This window comes from Paracoccus sp. MKU1 (assembly GCF_001447385.1).
Lineage (GTDB): Bacteria > Pseudomonadota > Alphaproteobacteria > Rhodobacterales > Rhodobacteraceae > Paracoccus.
In genome coordinates this window covers 1-914 of record NZ_LLWQ01000146.1, presented here as the reverse complement: position 1 = coordinate 914, position 914 = coordinate 1, and the positions used below count along the sequence as shown (strand labels likewise).

Here is a 914-nt window from a genome sequence, read left to right as displayed (position 1 = left end):
GGTCGGTAGCTCAGGTGGTTAGAGCGCACGCCTGATAAGCGTGAGGTCGGAGGTTCAAGTCCTCCTCGACCCACCATCACCTTATCCTGGCACCTTATCCGGGGCCTTAGCTCAGTTGGTAGAGCGCCTGCTTTGCAAGCAGGATGTCATCGGTTCGAATCCGTTAGGCTCCACCATTTCCCGACATGATCAGAAAGCGGATCGCTGCTTTCTCGTCCTGTCGGACGTCTTGCCCTTCGGGGCATTTTACATCGTTCAGAGAGATAATCGGCGTTGTCGGCCGCATCCGAGTGGGGATGCGGTGGTCGTGAAGACCAACGGCAGCGTTGTCCAAGTCAAGTACACTAACCAATGTTCCGTCCTCGGACGGAGCAAAGTCCTTTCCGCTGTGGAAAGGGCGGGAAACGTACATGCTTTTGACCGGAAGCGACCCCCGCGCAATGCAAAAGGACGCGGGATCGAGGGGCCTTAAGGGTCTTTCTTCTTCCGGATCAAATCAAGCGCGATAAGGGCGTTTGGTGGATGCCTTGGCAGCAAGAGGCGATGAAGGACGTGATACTCTGCGATAAGCCATGGGGAGCTGAGAATAAGCTTTGATCCATGGATCTCCGAATGGGGAAACCCACCTGAAACTCGATTGTTGTTACCCTTGGGTATCAACAATTGGGTTAACCAGGTACTTATCACCTGAATACATAGGGTTTTAAGAGCGAACCCGGGGAACTGAAACATCTAAGTACCCGGAGGAAAGGAAATCAACAGATACTCCCCCAGTAGTGGCGAGCGAACGGGGACCAGCCGAGCCGTGAGAATGACCAGAATGGCCTGGAAAGGCCAGCCATAGCGGGTGACAGCCCCGTATGGGAAGTTTGATCGGACGCATTAAGTAGGGCGGGACACGTGAAATCCTGTCT

Annotated in this window: 1 tRNA gene and 1 rRNA gene; both read left to right on the top strand. The window is 54.3% G+C overall.

What is annotated here, in order from left to right:
- The first annotated feature begins 100 nt into the window (after nt 1–100).
- Nucleotides 101–176, top strand: a tRNA-Ala gene (locus AQY21_RS09990).
- A 318-nt stretch (nt 177–494) separates the two neighbouring features.
- A 23S ribosomal RNA gene (locus tag AQY21_RS09985) occupies nt 495–914 on the top strand; the annotation flags it as partial.